The organism is Buchnera aphidicola (Aphis nerii) (genome assembly GCF_005083105.1).
Lineage (GTDB): Bacteria > Pseudomonadota > Gammaproteobacteria > Enterobacterales > Enterobacteriaceae > Buchnera > Buchnera aphidicola_AS.
Genome location: NZ_CP034885.1, coordinates 151,737 through 173,767, shown reverse-complemented (window position 1 = coordinate 173,767; position 22,031 = coordinate 151,737). Strand labels below are relative to the sequence as shown.

At 25.8% G+C, this 22,031-nt stretch carries 19 protein-coding genes; 7 read left to right on the top strand and 12 right to left on the bottom strand.

Translation table 11 applies throughout. The annotated features are described in order from the left end of the window. Positions 1-31: 31 nt before the first annotated feature. The 11 genes from nuoL to ndhC form a co-directional block, all read right to left on the bottom strand. The gene (gene nuoL, locus D9V64_RS00830) at positions 32-1,864 is read right to left on the bottom strand and encodes an NADH-quinone oxidoreductase subunit L (protein WP_158366381.1); all 1,833 of its coding nucleotides are present in this window, start codon (positions 1,862-1,864) and stop codon (positions 32-34) included. Next, positions 1,861-2,163, bottom strand: coding sequence for an NADH-quinone oxidoreductase subunit NuoK (nuoK, locus tag D9V64_RS00825; protein ID WP_158366379.1), 303 nt, complete (start codon positions 2,161-2,163; stop codon positions 1,861-1,863). Before nuoK ends, nuoL begins: the two co-directional genes overlap by 4 nt. A 34-nt stretch (positions 2,164-2,197) precedes the next feature. Further along, the gene (nuoJ, locus tag D9V64_RS00820) at positions 2,198-2,704 is read right to left on the bottom strand and encodes an NADH-quinone oxidoreductase subunit J (RefSeq protein WP_158366377.1); all 507 of its coding nucleotides are present in this window, start codon (positions 2,702-2,704) and stop codon (positions 2,198-2,200) included. A 19-nt stretch (positions 2,705-2,723) separates the two neighbouring features. Further along, positions 2,724-3,266 carry an NADH-quinone oxidoreductase subunit NuoI gene (gene nuoI / locus D9V64_RS00815; protein ID WP_158366375.1) on the bottom strand — a complete coding sequence of 181 codons (543 nt, stop codon included), beginning with the start codon at positions 3,264-3,266 and terminating at the stop codon, positions 2,724-2,726. Between the two features lie 24 nt (positions 3,267-3,290). Then, the gene (nuoH, locus tag D9V64_RS00810; RefSeq protein ID WP_158366373.1) at positions 3,291-4,259 is read right to left on the bottom strand and encodes an NADH-quinone oxidoreductase subunit NuoH; all 969 of its coding nucleotides are present in this window, start codon (positions 4,257-4,259) and stop codon (positions 3,291-3,293) included. Continuing rightward, positions 4,256-6,979: an NADH-quinone oxidoreductase subunit NuoG gene (nuoG, locus tag D9V64_RS00805; RefSeq protein ID WP_158366371.1), complete on the bottom strand. Its 2,724-nt coding sequence runs from the start codon at positions 6,977-6,979 to the stop codon at positions 4,256-4,258. Before nuoG ends, nuoH begins: the two co-directional genes overlap by 4 nt. A gap of 39 nt (positions 6,980-7,018) precedes the next feature. Continuing rightward, a complete protein-coding gene (nuoF, locus tag D9V64_RS00800) occupies positions 7,019-8,365 on the bottom strand; it encodes an NADH-quinone oxidoreductase subunit NuoF (RefSeq protein ID WP_158366369.1) in 1,347 nt (448 codons plus the stop codon). Continuing rightward, entirely contained in the window at positions 8,362-8,841 is a 480-nt protein-coding gene (nuoE, locus tag D9V64_RS00795; RefSeq protein WP_158367260.1) for an NADH-quinone oxidoreductase subunit NuoE, read from the bottom strand. Before nuoE ends, nuoF begins: the two co-directional genes overlap by 4 nt. A 31-nt stretch (positions 8,842-8,872) precedes the next feature. Then, positions 8,873-10,666, bottom strand: coding sequence for an NADH-quinone oxidoreductase subunit C/D (gene nuoC / locus D9V64_RS00790; protein WP_158366366.1), 1,794 nt, complete (start codon positions 10,664-10,666; stop codon positions 8,873-8,875). 90 nt (positions 10,667-10,756) lie between these two features. Next, on the bottom strand, positions 10,757-11,431 hold the full coding sequence (locus D9V64_RS00785) for an NADH-quinone oxidoreductase subunit B (protein WP_158367257.1): 675 nt from the start codon (positions 11,429-11,431) through the stop codon (positions 10,757-10,759). A 47-nt stretch (positions 11,432-11,478) separates the two neighbouring features. Then, a complete protein-coding gene (gene ndhC / locus D9V64_RS00780; RefSeq protein WP_158367254.1) occupies positions 11,479-11,856 on the bottom strand; it encodes an NADH-quinone oxidoreductase subunit A in 378 nt (125 codons plus the stop codon). 345 nt (positions 11,857-12,201) lie between these two features. Here ndhC and dnaK point away from each other — a divergent pair, with 345 nt between their 5' ends. Both dnaK and dnaJ read left to right on the top strand, forming a co-directional pair. After that, on the top strand, positions 12,202-14,118 hold the full coding sequence (gene dnaK, locus D9V64_RS00775; RefSeq protein ID WP_158366364.1) for a molecular chaperone DnaK: 1,917 nt from the start codon (positions 12,202-12,204) through the stop codon (positions 14,116-14,118). Between the two features lie 80 nt (positions 14,119-14,198). Further along, the gene (dnaJ, locus tag D9V64_RS00770) at positions 14,199-15,335 is read left to right on the top strand and encodes a molecular chaperone DnaJ (RefSeq protein WP_158366362.1); all 1,137 of its coding nucleotides are present in this window, start codon (positions 14,199-14,201) and stop codon (positions 15,333-15,335) included. Positions 15,336-15,383: 48 nt separating this feature from the next. On the opposite strand, the gene rpsT is transcribed toward dnaJ, so the two are convergent. Then, on the bottom strand, positions 15,384-15,653 hold the full coding sequence (gene rpsT / locus D9V64_RS00765) for a 30S ribosomal protein S20 (RefSeq protein WP_158366360.1): 270 nt from the start codon (positions 15,651-15,653) through the stop codon (positions 15,384-15,386). Between the two features lie 173 nt (positions 15,654-15,826). Between rpsT and ribF the strand changes: the two genes are divergently transcribed. From ribF to dapB, 5 genes are all read left to right on the top strand, one after another. Continuing rightward, on the top strand, positions 15,827-16,774 hold the full coding sequence (gene ribF, locus D9V64_RS00760) for a bifunctional riboflavin kinase/FAD synthetase (protein WP_158366358.1): 948 nt from the start codon (positions 15,827-15,829) through the stop codon (positions 16,772-16,774). A 10-nt stretch (positions 16,775-16,784) separates the two neighbouring features. After that, positions 16,785-19,598, top strand: a complete 2,814-nt coding sequence (gene ileS / locus D9V64_RS00755; RefSeq protein WP_158367251.1) for an isoleucine--tRNA ligase — start codon at positions 16,785-16,787, stop codon at positions 19,596-19,598. After that, positions 19,595-20,065 (top strand): signal peptidase II, encoded by a 471-nt coding sequence (gene lspA / locus D9V64_RS00750; protein WP_158366356.1) that lies wholly within the window; start codon positions 19,595-19,597, stop codon positions 20,063-20,065. Before ileS ends, lspA begins: the two co-directional genes overlap by 4 nt. Positions 20,066-20,139: 74 nt before the next feature. Beyond that, positions 20,140-21,084 (top strand): 4-hydroxy-3-methylbut-2-enyl diphosphate reductase, encoded by a 945-nt coding sequence (ispH, locus tag D9V64_RS00745; protein ID WP_158366354.1) that lies wholly within the window; start codon positions 20,140-20,142, stop codon positions 21,082-21,084. A gap of 5 nt (positions 21,085-21,089) precedes the next feature. Continuing rightward, positions 21,090-21,908 carry a 4-hydroxy-tetrahydrodipicolinate reductase gene (gene dapB, locus D9V64_RS00740; protein WP_158366352.1) on the top strand — a complete coding sequence of 273 codons (819 nt, stop codon included), beginning with the start codon at positions 21,090-21,092 and terminating at the stop codon, positions 21,906-21,908. The last annotated feature ends 123 nt before the right edge of the window (positions 21,909-22,031 follow it).

Sequence of the window (22,031 nt, the reverse complement as noted above, 5' to 3'; positions counted from 1 at the left end):
AAACTTTGAGATAATTAATGAACTAAATTTTTTATAAAAATAAAATTAATATAAAAATTAAATTAATACCTAATAGCATTGATGCTATATACCATTTTATGTTTCCATTAACAGTTTTTAATAAAATCATATTAAACTTTTTAATTAGACTAATTAAAAAACTATTAATTTTATTAAATGGATCTGATGATAAAAAATTAGTAATAAATAAATATAAGTTAACAAAAAATAAATTATATAATAAATCAAACAACCATCCATTTAATAAAAAATAATATATAGATCTAAAAAATTTTAATTTTAGTATTTTAACAATTAAATTTGTATTTTTAATCCATAAATAATATGCAATAAAAATACCAATAAGTGATATAAAACTAGATATTAATTCAAATAAAAATTTTTCTTTAAAAGAATGTTCAAATGTAGGAAATATTAAAGATAACGAAGGTATTAAATAAATTCCAAATACAGTAGAAAATATTAATAAAATTAACAATGGTATATTATGTGTTAAATTTTTTTTATACGAAAAACGAGAAAAGCGAGATTTATAAAATAAAACAAAAATCATTCTAAATGTATAAATAGATGTTAATAATGATCCAAGCAAGCCAAATAAAAATAAATTAATATAACCACTTTGTAAAACACTAAATAAAATATTACCTTTACTATAAAAACCTGCTGTAATTAATGGAAACGAAATTAAAGATGCTCCACCAAAAATAAAACTAGCACATACAATAGGACAATTTATGTTCATTTGAGAAATTTTAAATATATTTTTTTCATTTTTACATAATATAATCAAAGAACCAGACGATAAAAATAATAATGTTTTAAAAATAGCATGCATAGCTAAATGTGTAATTGCAGCAGACCATGCTTTTACACCTAATGATAAAAACATATATCCTATTTGACTCATAGTAGAATATGCAAGAATACGTTTTATATCTGTCTGAACTAATGCAGAAAAACTAGAAAATACTATTGTTAAAACACCAATAAAACTTATTAAATATAATATGTCAGGCGTTAATAAAAATAAAAAATGTGTTCGAGCTATTAAATAAACACCTACTGTTACCATAGTTGCAGCATGAATTAAAGCAGAAACAGGAGATGGTCCAACCATAGCATCTGATAACCAAGTTTGTAATGGAAATTGTGCTGATTTACCAATTACACCAATTAATAAAAGTAATGTTATTAAACTTATGCTTCCAGTATCTGTATAAATAAAATTTGACAAAAAACTAATTCTTTGAAAATTAAACGTACCATATTTTTCATATATTAAAAAAATTGAAATAATTAAAAATATATCGGAAATTCGTGTCAAAATAAAAGCTTTTAACGCAAATTTATTATTAATAATATTTTTATAATAAAAACCAATTAATAAATAAGAACATATACTAACACCTTCCCATCCAATATACATAAATATTAAATTATCTGCCAACACTAATAAAGACATACTTGCTATAAATAAATTAGTATAAGAAAAAAAACGCGAATATCCTTCTTTATCTTTCATATACCAAACAGAAAAAATGTGTATTAATAAACCAACTCCTGTAACAACTTCTAACATACTTAAAGATAAACCATCTAAAATCAAATTACAATCTATTCTAACTGTATTAATATTTATCCAATGCCATAATGTTTGAACCAAAAATTTAGAAGAATAATTAAGAAAAGTTATACTATAAAAAGTAGTAACAAGAAAAGATAAAAATATAGAAAAAACCCCTATATTAGATATATTTCTTTTAGAAAGAAGTCCCTGTGAAAAAGATAAAATAAAGAAACCAATTAATGGAAATAAAATTATTAAAAAAATAATATTCATCCACTCATCTCACTTAAAACATTAATGTTTAATGTTTTTTTATTTCTATATAATTGAAGTAATAATGCCAATGCTATACTAGCTTCCGAACCTGCTAATGTAATAGCAAGAATGTACATTATATATCCATCTGGTTGCTTCCAATATGTACTGACTACAACTAAGGCTAATGCAGCAGCATTCATCATAATTTCTAAACCAATTAACATAAATAACACATTACGACGAACTATAAGAGATGTTAAACCCAAAATAAATAATATTAATGACAAAAATAAACCATGAAACAAAGAAATCATAAATCGTTATCCTTATGAAATTAATAAGTTATGATTATTTTTTTGAATTTAATTTTTTTTCAGTGCCAATATGAAAAACCACAATTAAGGCAGATAATAAAAGAAAAGATGAAAGTTCAACTAATAATAAATAAGGACCAAATAAGCTAATACCTATAATCTTAGTGTTCATTAAAAAAAAGTTTATTTTTTGTTTTTTAAGAAAAAAAATAACATATGTCATTGATATAAATAAAATCAATGTTAAAATACTTGGAAAAATCCAAAAAATAGGATGTAAATATTTTTTTTCTTTTATTTCATCTTTTTGACCAAGATTAAGTGTCATTATTACAAAAACAAATAAAACTATAATTGCTCCCGCGTATATAATAACTTCAAGTGCACCTGCAAAAAAAGCACCAATGGTAAAAAAAACACCTGATATTGATAACAATGAAATTATTAAATATATCAAAGAATAAACTGCATTTTTCTGGATAACTACTAAAAAAGTAGAAATAATCGCTATGAAAGAACATGTATAAAAAACAAAATTCATTTAATAATCTCCTTTTTATTTATGGTAATAAAGTTTTTACATTAACAGGCAATGATTCTATATTTGTTTCACCTGTTTTTTTACCATTAATAAGTACACCAGAAAAATTATAAAAATCATAATCAGGATATTTTCCAGGACCAGAAATTAATAGATCTTTTTTTTCATATATTAAATTACTCCTTTCAAAATCTGATAATTCAAAATCTGAAGTTAATTGAATAGCAGCAGTAGGACAAGCTTCTTCACATAAACCACAAAAAATACAACGAGAAAAATTAATTCTAAAAAATTCAGGATACCAACGACCACCTATTTTTTCAGATTTTTGTAAAGAAATACAATCGACCGGACAAACTGCTGCACATAAATTACATGCAACACAACGCTCATCTCCATCTAGATTTTTTGTTAATATAATACGACCACGATATCTAGGAGGTAAATAAACTTTTTCTTCTGGATACAATTTAGTCTCAGATTTAGAAAATATATTCAAAAAAATCATACAAATACTTCTTATTTGTGTAAAAAATCCAATAATGACTTTTTTTAAATTCATAAATTAAATCTCTTTTAACATAGTTTATATTAATACAAAAAAAGCTGTTACAAGTAAGTTTAACAATGTTAACGGTAAACATATTTTCCATCCAAAAGACAACATCTGATCATATCTTGGTCTTGGTAAAGATGCCCTAATTAAAATAAATAAAATAATAAAAAACATCATTTTAATAAAAAACCAAAAAAAACTAGGCTTTCCAAAACCGAAACATCCACCTAAAAAACATGCTGTTATTAAAGATGAAATAGCAACAATAGAAATATATTCTCCGATAAAAAAGAAACCAAACTTCATACCAGAATATTCAATATGATAACCATCAGCTAATTCTTGTTCAGATTCAGGTTGGTCAAATGGATGTCTATGACAAACAGCTAATCCAGCTATAAAAAAAGATAAAAACCCAAAAAATTGAGGTATAATATTCCATATTTTTTGTTGATGATTTATAATATCAAGTATATTAAACGAACCTGATTGAGCAACAACACCCATTAATGACAAACCTAAAAAAACTTCATAACTTAAAGTTTGAGCAGAAGCGCGAATCGCTCCTAACAAAGCATATTTATTATGACTAGACCACCCCGCAAATAATATTGCATATACAGATAAACCTGCCATCATTAAAAAAAATAATATTCCTATATTTAAATTAATTAATGGACGGTTAGGAATAAATGGAATTATTGGAATTATGAATAATAAAGAAACAAAAGATATAACTGGAGACAAAATAAATATAAATTTTTTACTGAATTTTGGAACCCAATCTTCTTTAAATAAAATTTTAATCATATCAGCACATAATTGCAAACTACCAAAATAACCAACACGATTAGGACCATGTCTATTTTGAAAAAATGCTAATAATCGACGTTCAAAAATACTGAGCATTGCTGAAAAAAATACAATTAAAACAACAAATGACATAATTTTTAAAAAAATTAAAAATATTTCGAATATATCTATTCCAAAGTATTTCATTTAACAAATTCCCTTATATATTTGATTTTCTTTCCAACAAGATCAATAGGAAAACCTTTTCTTCCTATAGGTAATCCAATTTGTTTATTATTTAAATTCTTAGAAAATCGTATATTTAAGCGAAAAATTTTATTTAAACAATAAAATTCTATTACAGAATGTTTTTTTAAACCTATTTCTAACCCATCTGCTTCACTAATTAAAACATATGGTAATGGTATATTTTTTTGAATAGTATCTGAATATTGTGTTAATTCTTCATTACCAAAAATATTATAATAAGGAATTATATACCAGCATTTTTTTTGAATAGTATTTTTAAAATTCAAATAAGCATCTAAAATTTTTTTATTATCTTGAAATAAACGAATACCTGAATCTCCAGATATTAATTCTTTTCCAACTTCTACTTGAAATTTATTCCATGCTTGTGGTGAATTCCAACCAGGAAACCAAGCAAATGGAATATATGAAAAAGCTTTATGGGGTTGATTAAAACCTTCCATTGAAAAAGAAAACATAGTATTGATATCTTTGGGTTGTGAAGATTCATGAATATTAATATGAGATTTTAAGGCTGTTCGACCACTATAACGATTAGGAGATCGAGCAACTTTTTGATTATTTATTCGGAAATCAGCATTAGGTAAATATATTTTTATGTTTTTAAATATAGCATATTTATTAGTATAGGATAAAATAACATCGTCTAAATTAAACCAAGATATCTTTTTATTTAAAGATTTACATTTAATTAAATGTAGCCATTTCCAACTCTCATAAAGACAGTTTTCTTTATCAAAAAACATTGGATCATAAACTTGAAAAAAACGCTGAGCTCTACCTTCAAAATTTATTATGGTTCCAGAACTTTCTGAAAAATTCAGACAGGGCAAATTAATTGCAGAACTTTTATAAGTTTTAGTATATTGGTGATCTATCGATAAAATATTTTTTTTATTTTTAAAAAAAATATCACAATTATATTTAGAAATATAACGATATAAATCGTATTCCATAAATATTACAGCATCTGCTTTTTTTTCAGTAAGTTGTTTAAATGCTTCTTCTATTGAAATACCTCCAATTAATGCTAAACCTAACGTATTTGCAGAAGAAGTTAAAAAAGTCATAGCAACATGATTAGCTTTTTTCTTTTTAATAGATATAGCTATATTAATAGCTGTTTTTATAATAGATGTACTGAATGAATGTGTACCTGAAATAATTAATGTTTTTTTTGCATTAAGCAATTTTTTTGAAATAAGAGAGGCTTTTTCAAGTAAATAAGAATTTAAACCTTGAACAATTGGAAGTGTTGGATCTAAATTATATGCTATTGCAGAACCAAACTTTGATTGATCATATGTTGAACCAAAATAACACCATTCAGAAATATCATCTAATTTAGTTTCATGTGTATGAGTAATAAATAAAGAATTTTTATAATTTTCTGCAATACTAGATACAACAGAAGCATTCCATTTAGGAATTCCATTCAATACAGCTATATCTTTAGCTCTTTTTTTAATAGCTTGACGAACTGCTAAAGCAACACGAGGAGAGGTTTGTGTTAAATCTTCTCCTATAATTAAAATAACATCATAACTTTCAATTTCTTTTAAAGAAGGTATATAAAACTCATTATTTTTTAAAACACTTAAAATTAAATTGACACAAGACTCTTCTTTAATTGACATGCCATGAGAAAAATTTTTTTCCCCTACTAATTCTTGTAATGCAAAATTGTTTTCTATACTAGTACGTACAGAACCAACACCAATTACGTTTTTATAATGTTGAAAAAAATTTACACTCTTTTCTATTGCATCATTAAAATTTAATATATTTAACTTATTATTAACTACATAAGAAGGATTTTTCGGACGTTTTTTTAAATAATTTTGTGAATATCCAAAACGTCCTAAATCACAAATAAAATAATGATTTATATTTTGATGATATCGGTTTTCTATACGACGTATTTCACCATATCGCTCTCCTATACTAATATTACAACCTACACTGCAATTTTGACATATACTGGGAGCATATTGCATATCCCATTTTCGATTATATTTTTTTGAATGTGTTTTATCAGTAAATACTCCAGTCGGACATATTTCTACTAAATTACCTGAATGTTCGTTTTCCAGAACTCCATCTTCTATACGTCCAAAATAAATATTACTATTAGCACCATAAACATTTAAATCATTTCCGTCTGCATAATCTTTATAATATCTAACACAACGATAACAACTAATACAACGATTCATTTCGTGTTTAATAAATGGCCCTAGATATTGATTTTTATGTGTTCTTTTTAAAAAACGATAATTTCTAGAATAGTGTTTATTTATTACTGTCATGTCTTGTAAATGACAATTACCACCCTCCTCACATACAGGACAATCATGAGGATGATTAGTTAATAAAAGTTCAACTATATTTTTTCTAAATGTTTGTGATATTGTATCATTAGTGGAAATAATAGATCCATTTGTTATAGGAGTCATACAAGACATAATTAATCTTCCTTGAGAATCTGAAAAATCATGATATTGTGTTACAGCGCATTGTCGACAAGATCCTATACTACCCAATTCAGGGTGCCAACAAAAATAAGGAATATCCAATCCAATTGAAAGACATACTTTTAACAAATTATCAGATTCACTTACATAATATTTTTTATTATTGATATAAATTTTAGACATAATAGAATATTCCAAAACTTTTTAAGAATAAATTTAAAATTAAAGATTTAAGTTAAATTTATTAGATTGAATCCCGATAATATTTTTATTTAAATTTGATTGTTTTATATCAATTCCATCTTCAAATTCTGAACGAAAATACTTCATAGCACTTTGTAACGGTTCAATTGCTCCTGGTGCATGTGCACAAAATGTTTTTCCTGGACTTAAAGAAAAACATAATTGCTCTAAATTTTTTATGTCATTAATTTGACCTTTTTTGTTTTTTAAACTATGTAATATTTTAACAATCCAAGGTAATCCATCTCTACAAGGTGTACATAATCCACATGATTCTCGAGCAAAAAATTTTTCTATATTATAGACTAATGAAACCATATTAATTTGATTGTCAACTGCCATAGCTAATCCTGTTCCTAAACGACTACCTGCTTTTGAAATAGTATTAAAATCCATAGATAAATCTAAGTGTTTTGCAGTTAGAAAATCTGTACCTGCACCACCTGGTTGCCATGCTTTTAAAGAATAACCTGATTTCATGCCAAGCGCATAATCTTCTAGAATCTCACGAGCAGTGATACCAAAAGGAAATTCCCAAACACCAGGATTATTAACTCTTCCTGAAAAACCCATTAATTTAGTACCAGCATCAGAACTTTTAGATAAATTTTTATACCAATCAACACCATTTAATATAATTGATGGAATATTAGATAAAGTTTCAACATTATTCACACAAGTAGGTTTTCCCCATAATCCAAAAGTTGCAGGAAACGGAGGTTTAGATCTAGGATTCGCTCTTCGACCTTCTAATGAATTAATCAAAGCAGTTTCCTCGCCACAAATATAACGACCAGCTCCAGTATGTAAAAACAGATCGAAACTAAAACCACTATTGAGAATATTTAAACCAATATAACCAAAATTGATTGCTTCTTGTATAGCTTTTTTTAAAATATGTTCACCTTGAATATATTCTCCTCGCAAAAAAATATAACCACGAGTAGCTTGTATTGCAAAAGCAGACAATAATATTCCTTCAATTAACTGGTGAGGCAACTGCTCTATTAAAAATCTATCTTTATAAGTACCTGGTTCCATCTCATCTGCATTACATAGTAAATAACGATGTTCTTTATGATTAATAATATCTGGCATTAAACTCCATTTTAACCCAGTAGAAAAACCAGCACCTCCTCTTCCTTTTAAACCAGATTCTTTAATTAAATTAACAATATTTTTTGGAGTTATTTCATGTATTGCTTTTTTAAAAGCAACATAACCATTTTTATTAGAATATTCTTCGATCCAAACAGTTTTTTTATCATTTCGTATTCTCCATGTCAGTGGGTGAGTCTCTTCAATACGAATATTTTTTTTATTCATTTATACGATTCCAGTAAATTTATTGTAGATTCTGGAGTTAATTTAGAATATAAATCTTCATTGATCATTATAGTCGGGCTTTTGTCACAGTTACCTAAACAACAAACTGGCAATAATGTAAATCGTTTATCTAAAGTAGTATCACCTTTCTTAATTGATAAGTGATTTTCTAATACTTTTTTAATTTTTTGATAACCCATTAAATAACAAACTACGCTATCACAATAACGAATTATATTACGTCCTACAGGTTGTCGATAAATTTGACTATAAAAAGTTGCTACACTTTCTATATCACTTGAACTTATATTAAGTATTTTTGCAATTTCAACAATAGCAGAATCAGGCACCCAACCACGTTTTTTCTGAACAATTTTCAATGCTTCTATTATAATTGCTCTATAATTTTCATAATATTTTTTTTGCTTTTCTATTTCATCAATTTCAAAGGAACTTAATATAAATGTCGTAGAAATTTCTCGTAATTGTTTTTTTTTTTCTTCATAATTATCTATCCACGTCTGACATAACAAAATCTATACTGCCTAAATACACAATTAAATCGGATATTAAACTTCCACGAATTACTGAAGGTATTTGCTGTAAATGTGCAAAACTAGGCGTACGTATTCTTGTTCTATAACTCATAGTACCTCCATCACTAATTAAATAATAGCTATTAATACCTTTAGTTGCTTCAATCATTTGAAAACTTTCATTGTTTGGAATCACTGGACCCCATGATACCTGTAAAAAATGAGTAATCATACTATCAATGTCTTTAAGTACGTTTTCTTTAGGAGGAGGTGTAGTCAATGGATGATCAGCTTTAAAAGGACCCTCAGGCATATTATTTAAACATTGTTTTAAAATTGAGAGACTTTGATAAATTTCTTCTACTTTGATCATTACTCTAGAATAGCAATCACTTGTTCCATTACCAATTGGTATTTCAAAAGTATAATTTTGATAGCCAGAATATGGTCTCCATTTTCTTACGTCAAAATCTAAACCTGTAGCACGTAAACCAGCTCCTGTTATACCCCATTCTAAAGCTTCTTTTTGAGAATATTTAGCAATCCCTTTAGAACGATTAATTAAAATAGTATTTTTTAAAGCTACATCTATATAATATTTTAACCTTTTAGGCATCCATTTAAGAAAATTCTTTAATAAAGTATCCCATCCTTTTGGAAGATCATTAGCTACTCCGCCAATACGAAACCAAGCAGGATGCATTCTTGCTCCAGTTATTGCTTCAATTAAATCATAAATTTTTTGACGATCCGTAAAAGCAAAAAAAACAGGTGTCATACATCCAACATCCTGGATAAAAGTAGAAATATATAATAAATGACTATTAATACGAAATAATTCAGATAACATTACTCGAATAACTTCTACTTTTTCTGGAACCGTAATATTAGCTAATTTTTCTATTGCTAAAATATAAGGCATTTCATTAACACAACCACCTAAATATTCAATTCTATCTGTATATGGAATATAACTATGCCAAGATTGACGTTCTGCCATTTTTTCTGCTCCCCGATGGTGATATCCTATATCAGGGACACAATCAACAATATTTTCACCATCTAACTGCAAAACAATTCTAAAAGCACCATGAGCAGAAGGATGATTAGGACCTAAATTTAGAAACATAAAATCCACATTTTCATTTTTTCGCTTCATTCCCCATAATTCAGGCTTAAATATTAGACTATCCATTTCTAAATCTTCTTTTTCTTCATTTAAGAAAAAAGCTTTAAATTCAGTAGCTCTTGCTGGAAAATCTTTTCTTAATGGATGTCCTTTCCATGTATGCGGCATAATAATACGAGTTAAATTTGGATGATTCTTAAAAACAATACCAAACATTTCCCATGTTTCTCTTTCATACCAATTAGCATTAGGAAATAAATTAGTACACGTTGATAAAATTAAATCTTTTTCTAATAAGGGTACTTTTATCATAAAATCAATGTTATATTTAATAGATATTAAATGATAAAAAACTGAAAAATCTGCATGAGGCAAGTTTTCTCTATGTAATCGAAAACGTTCATCAACACCATGCAAATCAAAAAGCATATTATAAGAATAAGATGAATTAAATAAACATTTAATAACTTGTAATAATAAATTTTTATTTAACCAAATTATTGGAAAACCAGTTTTAGTTTTTTGAACAATACAAAAATCTTTTCCAAAATTATTAAATAGTTTTTTAAAAACCAAATCATTTAAATTATCTTTCTCAATATTTTTATTTAAAACACTACTTTTTTCATCTATCATGGATTTCTCATTGTAATTGATTTTAAAAAATTAAATATTTTTTAAATTTTTATCATTTTTAAATAAGATATTATTTTAAATATTAAAAGATTAAATTTTTTCTGATGTTGGAAGATTAACAATGGAAATTCTTTTACTTCTTTTTTTTACCTTTTCTGAAAGCATTTTTTTTCTATATATACCTTGTTCTCCGACTACCCAAGATAGTGGTCTTCTTTCTTCATTAATTGAATTTTGTAATAATGTTAAAGCATGTATATATGCTTCTGGCCTAGGTGGGCAACCAGGAATATAAATATCTACTGGTAAAAATTTATCTACTCCTTGAACTACAGAATAAATGTCATACATTCCCCCAGAATTAGCACATGCACCCATAGAAATTACCCATTTAGGTTCTAACATTTGGTCATATAATCTTTGAATAATAGGAGCCATTTTAATAAAAGGTGTACCTGCAATTACCATAACATCAGCTTGTCTTGGAGACGCCCTTAATACTTCAGAACCAAAACGAGCTATATCATGTGTAGAGGTAAAAGCAGTGACCATTTCTACATAACAACAAGATAATCCAAAATTATAAGGCCAAAGAGAATTTTTTCGTCCCCAATTTACTAATTTATTAAGTAACTGATTAATTTTACCTAAAAAAATATTTTTTTTTAAATAATTTTTTACTGGATCTGTTGAAAGATGAGTAACTTCTTTGGGATATTTTTTATCAGATTTTTTTGTTTCAGCTCTAGTTAAAGTATAATTCATTTTATATTTCATCAAATTATATCCTAAATATAATGAATTTAAATATTTTATTTATGTGTCCAATTTAATGCTTTAATGCGAACCAAATAAAACAATGATAACAAAAGAAATAAAATAAATATAAAAGCTTCAATAAATCCTGTCCAACCTGTTTCAACTATGCTAACAGACCACACGTATAAATAAAGAGCTTCCATATCAAATATTACAAAAAACATAGCAACTAAATAAAACTTAACAGAAAAATGTAAATGTGTATCTCCTACTGGTGCTATACCTGATTCAAACGGAGTATGTTTATATCTTGATAATGATTTACCTCCTAATAATGAACTTAAAAACAACATAAAAACACAAAAAAACAAAGAAAAAAATATAAAACAAAAAAAAGATAAATATTCTTTATTATCAAATATATTCACCATTAACATCAGATAACCTCAAAAACTATTTTAAATTAATACAATAAATAAGATTAACATTATAAAGGTTCAATAAGTAATTTTATAAAAGTACCAAAATTCAATATACATCAAAAATGTAAAATAATAAATTATGTTTAGCAAACAAAATTATATTCGATTTAATCAGAAAATTGAAAAACTCATTTTTTTTAGACTCAGACCTTGATGACTTAAAAAAAGACCCCATCTAATAATCACAACACTGATAGATAAATATGAAAATACAATCCTATGTCGCTAATTCAAGCCAAAAAAATGGTTACATAAAGGTTGAACACCCAATTTATCAAAAATAGGAGAAATACAATGGGTAAAATTATTGGTATCGACTTGGGAACAACCAACTCTTGTGTTGCTATTATGGACGGCAACAAACCTCGTGTTTTAGAAAATGCAGAAGGAGATCGTACTACGCCTTCAATCATTGCATATACTCAAGAAGGTGAAGTATTAGTAGGACAACCTGCTAAACGTCAGGCTATTACAAACCCAAAAAATACTTTATTTGCTATAAAACGTTTAATTGGTCGGAAATTTAAAGATGAAGAAGTGCAACGTGATATAAAAATTATGCCATATAATATCATTAATTCTGAAAATGGAGATGCGTGGATTGATGTAAAAAGAAAAAAAATGGCTCCTCCTCAAATTTCTGCAGAAGTTTTAAAAAAAATGAAAAAAACTGCAGAAGATTATTTAGGAGAATCAATAAATGAAGCTGTAATTACAGTACCTGCTTATTTTAATGATGCTCAACGACAAGCGACTAAAGATGCAGGTAGAATTGCTGGTTTAGAAGTTAAGAGAATCATAAATGAACCTACAGCTGCAGCACTTGCATATGGTTTAGATAAAGGCAAAGGAAATCGAACCATCGCTGTTTATGATTTAGGTGGTGGAACTTTTGACATATCAATTATTGAAATAGATGATGTAGATAAAGAAAAAACATTTGAAGTACTTGCAACCAATGGTGATACACATCTTGGAGGAGAAGATTTTGATAGTAGACTAATTAATTATTTAGTAAATGAATTCAAAAAAGAGCAAGGTATTGATTTACGAAATGATTCACTAGCGATGCAAAGACTAAAGGAATCTGCAGAAAAAGCTAAAATTGAGCTATCATCAGCACAGCAAACAGACGTAAATTTACCATATATCACAGCAGATTCTAATGGTCCAAAACATTTAAACATTAAAGTTACTCGTTCAAAACTTGAATCTTTAGTAGAAGATTTAGTATTAAGATCTATTGAACCACTGAAAGTAGCATTGAAAGATGCAGGCTTATCAATTTCAGATATTCATGATGTAATATTAGTAGGTGGTCAAACAAGAATGCCTATGGTTCAATCTAAAGTAGCTGATTTTTTTGGAAAAGAACCTAGAAAAGATGTTAATCCAGATGAAGCAGTAGCAGTTGGAGCTGCAGTTCAAGGAGGCGTTCTTTCAGGTGATGTTAAAGATGTTTTACTTCTTGATGTAACTCCATTATCCTTGGGAATTGAAACTATGGGTGGTGTAATGACAGCACTTATTAACAAAAACACTACAATTCCTACAAAACATAGTCAAGTTTTTTCAACAGCAGAAGATAATCAATCAGCAGTAACAATACATGTACTACAGGGTGAAAGAAAAAGAGCTTCAGACAATAAGTCTTTGGGTCAATTTAACTTAGATGGCATTGAACCTGCACCTAGAGGAACAGCTCAAATCGAAGTAACATTTGATATTGATTCCGATGGGATATTACATGTTTCAGCAAAAGATAAAAAAACTGGTAAAGAACAAAAAATTACTATTAAAGCCTCGTCTGGACTAAATGAATCAGAAATTAAAAAAATGATCAATGATGCAGAAGCAAACTCTGAAGCAGATCGTAAATTTGAAGAATTAATTCAAATACGTAATCAAGGTGACCAACTAATTCATAGTACAAAAAAACAACTAAATGAAAACAAAACAAAAATTAAAGTTGAAGATCAAAACACAATACAATCAGCTATAGATGAATTAGAACAATCATTAAAAGGAGAAAGTAAATCTGAAATCGAAAAAAACATACAAAATCTCTTAAAAATTTCATCTAAGCTAACTGAAATTAATCAAAAACAGTCAGAAGAAAATATAAATAATGAAAATAAAACATCTACATCAAAAAAAGATGAAAATGTTGTAGATGCAGAATTTGAAGAAATAAAAGATCCTAAAAAATAATTATAACCGTCTAAAAACTAGCACGGGCGTAGAAAAATATCTACGCCCGTGTAATTATTTTAAAAGCAGGAAGAGTAATAATGGGAAAAAAAGATTACTATCAAATTTTAGGAGTCTCTAAATCAGCTGAAGAACGTGAAATTAAAAAAGCTTATAAAAAATTAGCAATGAAATATCATCCTGATAGAAATCAAGGTGATAAAAATGCTGAAAATAAATTTAAAGAAATAAAAGAAGCTTATGAAGTTTTAATTAATCAAGAAAAAAGAAATGCATATGATCAATATGGGCATGCAGCTTTTGAAAATGGTCATAATCAAAATACAACTTACAGTACTTTTACTAGTTCTACAGATTTTGGTGATATTTTTGGAGATGTTTTCGGAGATATTTTCGGCGGAAATAGGAATCAAAGGGTAAAAAAAGGAGCTGATTTATGCTATAATATGGATATTTCATTGGAAGAAGCTGTAAAAGGAACAATAAAAGAAATACGTATTCCAACATTTCAAAAATGCCAAAATTGTTATGGAACTGGAGCTAGAAAAGGAAGTAAACCTCAGCATTGCACTACTTGCCATGGAAGAGGTCAAATACATATGAGAAAAGGATTTTTTACAGTTCAACAATCTTGTCCTACATGCAATGAACAAGGAACTATAATCAAAGATCCATGCAATATATGTAAAGGACAAGGAAGAATTAAAACTAATAAAATATTATCGGTAAAAATTCCACCTGGTGTAGACACTAATGATCGCATTCGATTAAATAATGAGGGAGAAGCTGGTATCAATGGTGCACAATCAGGTGATCTTTATGTGCAAATTACTGTCAGTAAACATCTTATTTTTGAAAGAGAGGAAAACAATCTTTACTGTGAAGTACCAATTAACTTCACTATGGCAGCATTAGGAGGAGAAATCGAAGTTCCAACATTAGATGGTCGTGTTAAATTAAAAATACCATCTGAAACACAATCAGGAAAACTTTTTCGTATTAAAGGCCGAGGTGTAAAGTCAGTTCAAAACAGGAAACAAGGTGACTTATTATGTCGCGTAGTAGTAGAAACGCCAGTAAATCTTAATGAACAACAAAAATATCTTTTAAATGAATTAGGAAAAAGTTTAAACGGTTTTAAAGGTGAAAAAAATACACCTCGTTCCAAAAGATTTTTCGATGGAGTAAAAAGATTTTTTGACGATTTAACAAAATAAAATACTATAAAGTATTGCTTCTTTTAGAGGCAATACTATATAAAAAAACTAATTTAAAATTAATTTTTTAATTTGTGATAATAAAATAGATTTATGCCTTGCAGCTTTATTTTTATGTATTAAACCCTTAGTTGCATATTTATCAATAATAGGTTGCATACTTTTAAAAGCGTCTTCCGCTTTACTTTTATCTTTAGAAACAATAGCTAATCGAACTTTTTTAATAAAAGTACGAACTTTCGAACGTTGACTTGTATTTTTTTTGCGACGTTGTTCAGATACTATTGAATCTTTTTTAGATGATTTAATATTTGCCAATTTTGACTCCTAGATATTTAAAATGATAAAGTATAAAAAATATAGTACAAAAAAAAATAAAAATCAGTAGCAAAGATAATAGATTATATTAATATTATACCTTATAAAACAACTGTTATTATTAATAAATTTTATGATATATTTTTACTTTATTTAATCAGGTTAATTTAATAATGAGGATTATACGAGGCATTCATAATCTAAAGAAAATAAATTCTAATTCGGCAGTAAGCATAGGAAATTTTGATGGAGTACATTTAGGACATCAAAAATTACTTTATACATTATATAAAATAGGTAAAACAAACAAAATACCAACAATAATAATTTTATTTGAACCACAACCATTGGAATTTTTAAAGAGCCAAAACCCTCCTAAAAGAATTACGAAATTTCGTGAAAAAATAAAATATATTCAATTACACAAAATTGATATAGTTTTATGTATTAAATTTAACAATTTTTTTTCAAATCTTACTGCAGAAGATTTTATTATTAAAATATTAATTGATAAATTAAATATAAAATTTATTATTATTGGTGAAGATTTCAAGTTTGGTTGTAAAAAAAATGGAAATGTTTTACTTCTAAAAGAAGCTAGTAAAAAATATAAATTTAATGTTCTCACTATTAAGTCAGTATATAAAAATAATATTAAAGTTAGTAGTACTAACATTAGAAAATATTTATTAGAAAATAATGTTAAATTAGCAAAATTATTACTTGGAAGACCATTTAGTATATTTGGCCGTGTTGTTTATGGTGATCAAATAGGAAGAACACTAGGTTATCCCACAGCTAATATAAAATTACATAAAAATATTTCTATTAATAAGGGTGTATATGCTGTTACAGTTAATTATAAAAAAACGTATTTTGGAATATGTAATATAGGCATAAAACCCAGTTATATTCAAAATTCAAAAAATAAAATTCTTGAAGTACATTTATTTGATATAAATATCAATTTATATCATAAAAAAATAGAAGTTTTTTTACATAAAAAAATAAGAAATGAACATTTTTTTTCATCAATACCAAGATTAAAAAAACAAATTGCTAAAGATATTGAAACTTCTAAAAAATATTTTAGAAATTTTCATTGTGAACTTAAACAATAAAGATAAAATTATGCATGATTACAAAAAAACTTTAAATTTACCTAAAACAAAATTTTCTATGAGAGCTAATTTAACTGAAAAAGAACCTAAAATCTTAAAAAATTGGCATGAAAATAATCTTTATAAGATGATTAGAAAAAATAAAGAAAACAAAAAAATATTTTTTCTGCACGATGGCCCTCCATATGCAAATGGTAATATTCATATTGGACACGCCGTAAACAAAATATTAAAAGATATAATCATTAAATCAAAAAATTTATCTGGTTTTGATGCACCTTATATACCATCATGGGATTGTCATGGACTACCTATTGAGCAAAAAGTTGAAGAAAAACTTGGAATTCTTAAAACAACAATAAATACTTCAACATTTCAAGAAAAATGTCGAACATATGCAAAAAATCAAGTAAAAAAACAAAAAAAAGATTTTATTAGATTAGGTGTAATTGGAGATTGGGAAAATTCCCATCTTACAATGGATTATAAAAACGAAGCAAATATAATAAAAACACTTTCTAAAATTATTGAAAAAAAATATTTATATAGAGATTTTAAACCGGTACATTGGTGTTTAAAATGTCAATCATCTTTATCTGATGCAGAAATCGAATATTTTAATAAAAAATCAGACGCTATTTTCGTTGCAATGAAAAGTAATGATGAAAATTTAAAAAAAATTTTTAATACTTATATATTAAATAATAAAGAAACATATCTGCCTATTTGGACAACTACTCCATGGACTTTACCATCTAGTCAAGCTATCACAATTCATCCGGATTTTAAGTATGATCTTATTGAAACCAAAAAATATAATTTAATTATAGCCAAAGAACTTGTAAAAAATACTGTTAATCATTTAAAAATAAAAAATTGGAAGTGTTTATTTTCTACTGAAGGTAAAAAATTAGAAGGTATAAAATTTTCACATCCATTTTTAAAAAATATTTTATTACCTGTAATCTTAGGAACACATGTAACTCCTGAAGCAGGAACAGGTGCAATTCATACATCTCCAGATCATGGAGAAGATGATTATATTGTTTGTCAAAAATACAATATTAATACAATAAACTTGATTAATGAAAAAGGTAATTTTAAAAAAAATATACACCCAAAATTAGATGGTATTAATATTTTCAGAGCTAATCAAATAATTATTCAATTATTAATTGATAATAATTGTTTATTACATCATGCATTATTAAATCATAGCTATCCGCATTGCTGGAGACATAAATATCCTATTATATTTCGAGCAACTCCACAATGGTTTATTAATATTAATAAAAATCATTTGCGTTTTAATACTATTAAAGAAATTAAAAAAGTTTCTTGGATCCCTAAATGGGGAAAATCGAAAATTGAAGAAATGATTAAAAACAGACCTGATTGGTGTATTTCAAGACAAAGACAATGGGGAGTACCAATATCTGTTTTTATAAATAAAAAAACAAATCAAATACATCCTAAAAATTCTTTAATAATGAAAAAAATTATTAAAAAAGTAAAATTAGAAGGTATTCAAGCATGGTGGAATATCAATTTAAAAGAAATATTAGGTGAAGAATTTAATTTATATAATCAAAATTTTGATATATTAGATGTATGGTTTGAATCAGGAAGCACTCATAGATCAATAAAATATAAAAATAATAAAAATATGAAAAATCATGCAGATATGTTCTTAGAAGGTTCTGATCAACATAGAGGTTGGTTTATGTCATCGTTAATGATATCTATGTTAATTAACCAAAAAGCACCTTATTCTGAAGTTTTAACACATGGTTTTGTAGTAGATGGGAAAGGACAAAAAATGTCTAAATCTATAGGTAATACTATTAGTCCTAACGACATAATAAATACGCTAGGTGCAGATATTTTAAGACTTTGGGTTGCTTCCTCAAATTATTCTAATGATATTACTATTTCTGAAGAAATCTTAAAAAGAACATCAGATATCTATCGAAGAATAAGAAATACAGCACGTTTTATGTTAGCTAATATTAATGATTTCGATCCAAACAAAAATATTATTCCAAAAGAAAAAATGATTTATTTAGATCAATGGGCTGTTTCACATACAAAAATACTACAAGAAGAGATTATTCTACTTTATAATAAGTACAACTTCCATGGTGTAATACAACGATTAATGCATTTTTGTTCTATTGAAATGGGATCTTTTTATCTAGATGTTATAAAAGATAGACAATACACTTTACAAAAAAACAGTTTAGAAAGAAGAAGTTGTCAAACAGCAATATATTATATACTTCATGCACTTGTTAGATGGATATCACCTATATTATCATTTACTGCTAATGAAATATGGGAATATTTACCTGGAAAAAATTCAAAATATGTATTTACAGAAGAATGGTTTAATAAATTATTTAAATTAAATAATGATTTATTTAATCATCAATTTTGGAATCAATTAATAGAAATTAAAAATGAAATAAATAAATTTATAGAAAAAGAAATAAAAAATAACAAAATAAAAAATTCATTAGAAGCATCTATTATATTATATGTAAAACCTGAAATAAAAGAAAAATTAGATGTCTTAGGAAAGGAATTAAAATTTATATTTTTAACATCTTATGTTGTAGTTGAAGATTATGAAAAAGCGCCAAAAAATATCAAACAAAGTTTTTTATTTTCTAAATGCAAAATATCTTTAGAAAAAAGTCAGGATAAAAAATGTGAAAGATGTTGGCATTATAATATTCCTATTACCAATAAACAGACCTACAATATTTGTACACGTTGCATTTCCAATACACAAGGTGACGGTGAAAAACGAATTTTTATATGAAACAAATGCATAAAAAATATTTTTTAATCACAATATTTTTTTTAATGTTAGATATTCTTTCTAAATATTTAGTTTTTAATAATTTAAACTTATATGAAACAAAAAAAATTGTATCAGTATTAAATTTATTTCATGTACATAATTATGGAGTTGCTTTTAGCATTTTATCAAATGAAAATTTATGGAATAGATTTTTTTTGTCAATATTAAGTATAATTATTATATTAATAATATTTAAAAAAATTTTGAAATCAAACAAAAGAGATAAAAAATTAGCTTATTGCCTTATTATTGCAGGAGCCATGGGGAACTTAATTGATCGTATTTACTATGGATTTGTTATAGATTTCATTGATATACACATTGATAATTGGCATTTTGCCACATTCAATATATCTGATTGTAGTATTTTTATTGGAGTAGTTATATATATAAAAAATACATATAAAATTATTAAAAAACAATAAATTTATTATTTTTTTAAAAATTTTACAATAAAATATATTACTTTAATATAAATTTTTTTTGAGGCTTCACATAAGTGGATATTTTATTAGCTAATCCAAGAGGTTTTTGTGCAGGTGTTAAAAGAGCTATTTTAATTGTTGAAAATGCATTAAAAATTTATAAAAAAACTATTTATGTTAAACATGAATTAGTACATAATCAATATGTTATACAACAATTACGTAAAAAAGGAGTTGTTTTTGTTGAAAAAATTTCAGATATTCCAAACAATTCAATAGTAGTTTTTTCTGCTCATGGGGTTTCAAAAAAAACCGAAAAAAAAGCTATAAAAAAACAATTAATAATTTTAAATGCAACTTGCCCTTTAGTTACAAAGGTACACAAGGAAGTTGAAAAAGCAAGCAAAAAAAACATAGAAACTATTTTTATTGGTCATAAAGGACACCCTGAAGTAATCGGAACAATAGGACAATATAACAATAAAAATGGTAAAATACATCTTATTGAATCAATAGAAGATGTCGATAAACTATCAATTGAAAAAAACAGTAAAAAATTAAATTACTTCACACAAACAACATTATCTATTACATATACTAAAGCTATTATTGAATCTTTAAAAAACAAATTCCCACACATTTCTGGTCCTAAAAAAGAAGATATATGTTATGCAACAACTAATCGACAAAATGCAGTTATTAAATTATCAAAAATAGTTGATATGATATTTGTTATAGGATCTAAAAATTCTTCAAATTCTAATCGTCTTGCTGAAATAGGAGAAGAAACTGGAGTATGTACTAAACAAATTGAATCATTTCAAGATATTCAAGTAAATTGGATAAAAAATATAAAATATATTGGTATTACAGCAGGAGCATCTGCACCAGAATTTTTAGTAACACAAGTAATTAAATATTTACAAAAAATAGGAGCTAAAAAAACGAAGGAAGTTTTAGGAACTGAAGAAAAAATAAATTTTAATATACCTAAACATTTAACATTTTTATCAAGTTGAAAAATATGAATAAAAAAATAACTCGTATTGCAATTACTGGCCCTTTAGGTCGAATGGGGCAAATGTTAGTTAAAGAAATACAAAAAAACAAAAATACTTGTCTAACTGCAGCTATAGTAAAAAAACATCATCCATTAATTAATTGTGATATTGGAAAAGAAATCGGAATAGGAAATATAGGAGTTCTTATTAAGGATCATTTAAATATTAATAAAAATGATTTTGATGTTTTAATTGATTTTACATGTCCCAGTGCAACATTAAAATATTTAGAATATTGTAATACATTTCAAAAAAAAATAATTATTGGCACTACTGGATTTTCAAATACAGAAATAAAAACCATCGAATTATATTCAAAAAATATTGCTATTTTAGCAGCATCAAATTTCAGTATAGGTGTAAATTTGCTTTGTGAATTAGTTAAAAAAACTACTAAAATTTTAGGAAATAATTCTGATATTGATATTATAGAATTTCATCATCGTAATAAAATTGATATTCCTTCAGGAACTGCAATAACAATTGGAGAAACTATATCAAAAATTATGAAATGGGATTTAAATAAAAGTTCTTTATATCATAAAAAAGGATTTACAAAAATTAGAGAACCAAAAAAAATTGGATTTTCTAGTATAAGATCAGGAAATATTATTGGGAAACACTCTGTAATATTTACAAATTCTGAAGAAGAAATTAATATTACTCATACAGCTTTCAATAGAAAATCTTTTGCAAAAGGCGCGATTCAATCAGCTATTTGGGTTGTTTCGAAAAATAAAGGATTATTTACTATGAAAGATTTGTTAAAAAACATGTTATAAATCGTGTATTTTGAGAATAATTATATTAATTTTATATTTTTTAAAAAATAAACTTTTAAAACTAAAATGTATAAAATATTTATCACGATAAATAGACAAAAATATTAATTTTAGTTAAAATTT

Coding starts and splice junctions, on each gene's coding strand:
- nuoL (WP_158366381.1), bottom strand. CDS start 1,864: ATGAATATTATTTTTTTAATAATTTTATTTCCATTAATTGGTTTCTTT.
- nuoK (WP_158366379.1), bottom strand. CDS start 2,163: ATGATTTCTTTGTTTCATGGTTTATTTTTGTCATTAATATTATTTATT.
- nuoJ (WP_158366377.1), bottom strand. CDS start 2,704: ATGAATTTTGTTTTTTATACATGTTCTTTCATAGCGATTATTTCTACT.
- nuoI (WP_158366375.1), bottom strand. CDS start 3,266: ATGAATTTAAAAAAAGTCATTATTGGATTTTTTACACAAATAAGAAGT.
- nuoH (WP_158366373.1), bottom strand. CDS start 4,259: ATGAAATACTTTGGAATAGATATATTCGAAATATTTTTAATTTTTTTA.
- nuoG (WP_158366371.1), bottom strand. CDS start 6,979: ATGTCTAAAATTTATATCAATAATAAAAAATATTATGTAAGTGAATCT.
- nuoF (WP_158366369.1), bottom strand. CDS start 8,365: ATGAATAAAAAAAATATTCGTATTGAAGAGACTCACCCACTGACATGG.
- nuoC (WP_158366366.1), bottom strand. CDS start 10,666: ATGATAGATGAAAAAAGTAGTGTTTTAAATAAAAATATTGAGAAAGAT.
- D9V64_RS00785 (WP_158367257.1), bottom strand. CDS start 11,431: ATGAATTATACTTTAACTAGAGCTGAAACAAAAAAATCTGATAAAAAA.
- ndhC (WP_158367254.1), bottom strand. CDS start 11,856: ATGGTGAATATATTTGATAATAAAGAATATTTATCTTTTTTTTGTTTT.
- dnaK (WP_158366364.1), top strand. CDS start 12,202: ATGGGTAAAATTATTGGTATCGACTTGGGAACAACCAACTCTTGTGTT.
- dnaJ (WP_158366362.1), top strand. CDS start 14,199: ATGGGAAAAAAAGATTACTATCAAATTTTAGGAGTCTCTAAATCAGCT.
- ribF (WP_158366358.1), top strand. CDS start 15,827: ATGAGGATTATACGAGGCATTCATAATCTAAAGAAAATAAATTCTAAT.
- ileS (WP_158367251.1), top strand. CDS start 16,785: ATGCATGATTACAAAAAAACTTTAAATTTACCTAAAACAAAATTTTCT.
- lspA (WP_158366356.1), top strand. CDS start 19,595: ATGAAACAAATGCATAAAAAATATTTTTTAATCACAATATTTTTTTTA.
- dapB (WP_158366352.1), top strand. CDS start 21,090: ATGAATAAAAAAATAACTCGTATTGCAATTACTGGCCCTTTAGGTCGA.